This window comes from Mycobacterium sp., from assembly GCF_050701675.1.
Lineage (GTDB): Bacteria > Actinomycetota > Actinomycetes > Mycobacteriales > Mycobacteriaceae > Mycobacterium.
Genome location: NZ_JBOGDD010001248.1, coordinates 1 through 3,839, shown reverse-complemented (window position 1 = coordinate 3,839; position 3,839 = coordinate 1). Strand labels below are relative to the sequence as shown.

Below are 3,839 nucleotides of genomic sequence, written 5' to 3'. Positions count from 1 at the left end.
GTTGGCGGGTTGCGCCTCCCCACCGTCGGCAAACACCAGCTTGACCGAGTTGTCTTGCAACTGTTCGATGATCGCGATGTCGCCGATTGCGTCGTGCGGCGTGAACGCCTGACGGTAGACCTCTGGGAAGGCGACCGAATAGTGCTCGGCGGCGGCCGGGGTGATCGCGCCGGTCCGGACGGACCCCATCAGCCGGTCTCCCCAGGTGCGCGCGGCCTCCGTCAGCAGATTCTGGATCCTGGTCTCGGTCTCCAGTGACGTATCCACGTCGGCGGGCGACACGCCGTCCGGCAGGCGCACCGTGAAGTGCACCACCGCCCATGGTGACTCGCTCACGCGTGCCGTGTATTCGATGCTCTCGCCGCCCAGTTCGCGAACCAGGAGGTCCTGCATCGCGAGTCGGACCGCGGTGGTGTACCGGTCGCGCGGCAGGTACACCAGGCAGGACACGAAGTGTGAGAGCTGATCGGTGCGCAGGAACAGCAACGTACGCCGTCGCGACCCGAGGTCCACGACGGCATTGGCCATGTCCAGGAGTTGTCGCGCGGTGAGCGAGAAGAGCTCGGACCGTGGAATCGTCTGGATGATGTCCAGGGTCAGCTGCCCGGGATGGCTGTTGTCCCCATGTGACAGAGCGAGCGCCTCGGTGACGCGCCGCGAGATGAGCGGGATCTCCATCACGTTTGCATTCGAGGCGGCGACGGTGAACAACCCGACGAACCGGTGCTCGATGGCGGCCCCACCGGGCGGCCTTTCGCGGACGACGACGATGTGCGGGTGCGCGCCGTACCGCAGGTAGCTCGGCGACGTCGCCTGTGCCAACACCAGCAGATCGTCCTCACCGGTGAGCTGGGGCAGGACGTCGGTGCGCAACCGCAGCACCCCCAGCCTGCTGGGTGGGTCGACCGTGGCCCGGCCGTCGCTCACCGAGCATCGTTGGTAGCCGAGCAGGACGAAGTGATCATCGGCGAGCCAGCGGAGCAATGCCGCGACGTCCCGACGGTCGTAGGACGGAAAGTGCCCCGCCCGGTCGGAGTCCAGCGTGCCTGCGAGGCCGACCAGCGCGGCGTTGAGCGCAGCCGAGTCCAGCGCGACCTGCCGCGCGTCACCGAGGACGTTGGGTAGCAGCGTCACCGCCTCGGCGACAGCCTTGGCGTCCGCGGAAGGCGAAAGCTGAACGTGGATCCACGTCTCGTCGACGCCGTCCGTCGGCGCACCGGGATCGGCCGCGGGGTGTACGTCCAGCAGCTCCCCGGCGGGGTTCCGACGGGCGCGAAACACCGGGTTCATGATCACGGAGTACGCGACGCCGAGCCGGTGTAGGAGCACCGTGACGGTGTCCATCAGCATGGGGCTCTGGTCGGTGACGATCTGGATCGCCGGACCGACGCCACTGGGATCGTCGGCGGCGTAGGCGGCGACCTTGGTATCACCGGTGGACCGCTGCGCGGCGACCCGCGCATGAGCGGCGAGCAGGGCAGGTGACACCAAACCCTCGGCGATGTCCGCAGGCGTCGTCGCCGACGAATCAGCGGCAGCCGCGTCATCGTGCGGACCCTGTTGCGTCGCGAGGTACGCCTTCGCCAGCTCGCTCGTCTGCCCGGTGTCGACGACGGTGGTCTCAGCTTGACCGTCGCCGCGCTGCTGGCCTGGGACTCCAGGACTCACCGTCGTCATACCGATCCTCCTGCCTCACGCGCGCGTGCCGACGCTGGCACGCGGATGTGACACTAGTTGTCCCCCTGGACCCCGCGCCGCCACCTCGCCGGATCAGTCGCGGGTCAACCGGCGGTGCGTGACGCGATGCGGACGGGCCGCATCCGCGCCGAGCCGTTCCAGCTTGTTCTCCTCGTAGCCGCCGAAGTTGCCTTCGAACCAGAACCACTTGGCGTCGTTGTCGTCGTCGCCCTCCCACGCCAGGATGTGAGTGCAGGTGCGATCGAGGAACCACCGGTCGTGCGAGATGACCACCGCACAGCCCGGGAACAGCTGCAGGGCGTTCTCGAGTGAGCTCAGCGTTTCCACGTCGAGGTCGTTGGTGGGCTCGTCGAGCAGGATCAGGTTGCCGCCCTCCTTGAGGGTGAGCGCGAGGTTCAGCCGGTTGCGCTCGCCGCCGGACAACACCCCGGCCGGCTTCTGCTGATCCGGGCCCTTGAAACCGAACGCCGAGACGTACGCGCGCGACGGCACCTCGTTCTGGCCGACCTCGATGTAGTCGAGCCCGTCGGAGACCACCTCCCAGACGTTCTTCTTCGGGTCGATGCCACCGCGGTTCTGATCGACGTAGCTCAATTTCACGGTCTCGCCGACCTTGACGATGCCGCTGTCGGGCTCCTCGAGGCCGACGATCGTCTTGAACAACGTGGTCTTTCCGACACCGTTGGGGCCGATGACGCCGACGATGCCGTTGCGTGGCAGCGTGAACGACAGATCCTTGATCAGGATGCGGCCGTCGAAGCCCTTGTCGAGGTTGGCGACGTCCACGACCTGGTTGCCCAGTCGCGGGCCGATCGGAATCTGGATCTCCTCGAAGTCGAGCTTGCGGGTCTTCTCCGCCTCGGCCACCATCTCCTCGTACCGCCCGAGGCGAGCCTTGTTCTTGGCCTGCCGGGCCTTGGCGCCGGAGCGGACCCAAGCCAGCTCCTCCGTCAGCCGCTTTTGCAGCTTCTGGTCCTTGCGGCCCTGCAGGGTGAGCCGCTCGGCCTTCTTCTCCAGATAGGTGGAGTAGTTGCCCTCGTACGGGTAGGCGCGGCCCCGGTCGAGTTCGAGGATCCACTCGGCGACGTTGTCGAGGAAGTACCTGTCGTGAGTGACGGCGAGGATCGCACCCGCATAGGCGGCCAGATGCCGCTCCAGCCACAGCACGCTTTCGGCGTCCAGGTGGTTGGTGGGCTCGTCGAGCAGGAGTAGGTCGGGCTCGGACAGCAGGAGCTTGCACAATGCGACGCGGCGCTTCTCACCACCCGACAGGTGCGTCACCGGTTCGTCGGCAGGTGGGCAGCGCAGGGCGTCCATCGCCTGCTCGAGTTTGGAGTCGAGATCCCAGGCGTCGGCCGCGTCCAGCTCCTCCTGGAGTTGGCCCATCTCCTCCATCAGCTCGTCGGTGTAGTCGGTGGCCATCAACTCGGCCACCTCGTTGTACCGATTGAGCTTGGCCTTGACCGGAACGCCCTCCTCGACGTTCTCGCGGACCGTCTTCTCCTCGTCCAGCTGCGGCTCCTGCATCAGGATGCCGACCGAGGCGCCAGTGGCGAGGAAGGCCTCTCCGTTGTTCGCCTTGTCCAAGCCGGCCATGATCTTCAGGACGCTCGACTTACCGGCACCGTTGGGGCCGACGACGCCGATCTTGGCTCCTGGGAGAAAGTTCAGCGTGACGTCGTCCAGGATGACCTTGTCACCGTGCGCCTTGCGGACCTTCTTCATCGTGTAGATGAACTCAGCCATGCTTTGGGTATTGCCTTTCCGGTCTGCGGGTATTGCTCGCAGACCATCGTAAAGCGTGCGCACAACGAGCTTCGTTGCGAGCACCGCCCTTCTCGGGCGTCGTCGGCTCAGACCGCGGGTGCGGCTCGAGCTTCAGTTCCCGCGTCTGTCGGGCTGGTTTCACCTGCACACGTAGGGTGCTGGTCAGTGCCGTCCCGTCGGCGGGCATTGGTGGCCCGGCCTCCATGCTTGGGGGTCCGGGGATCCGTGGAAGCGTGATTGTTCTGCGCCCAGTGTGCCAGGTTGACTGCAGCGTTGAGGTCACGGTCGGCGCGGTGGCCGCAACTGCAGGTAAATACCCGGTCAGCGAGCTTCAGATCGCTGCTAACGGCCCCGCATACCGAACAGCGCTTACT

2 protein-coding genes and 1 pseudogene are annotated in these 3,839 nt (G+C 66.4%); all 3 read right to left on the bottom strand.

Annotated elements, in window-relative coordinates; translation table 11 throughout:
* Window positions 1–1,677: pseudogene (locus ACRDUX_RS38710) on the bottom strand (NAD-glutamate dehydrogenase); the annotation flags it as partial.
* Between the two features lie 93 nt (window positions 1,678–1,770).
* Entirely contained in the window at window positions 1,771–3,444 is a 1,674-nt protein-coding gene (gene ettA / locus ACRDUX_RS38705) for an energy-dependent translational throttle protein EttA (RefSeq protein ID WP_526422487.1), read from the bottom strand.
* Window positions 3,445–3,551: 107 nt separating this feature from the next.
* On the bottom strand, window positions 3,552–3,839 hold a 288-nt coding region (locus tag ACRDUX_RS38700), incomplete at its 5' end, for a zinc ribbon domain-containing protein (protein ID WP_526422485.1).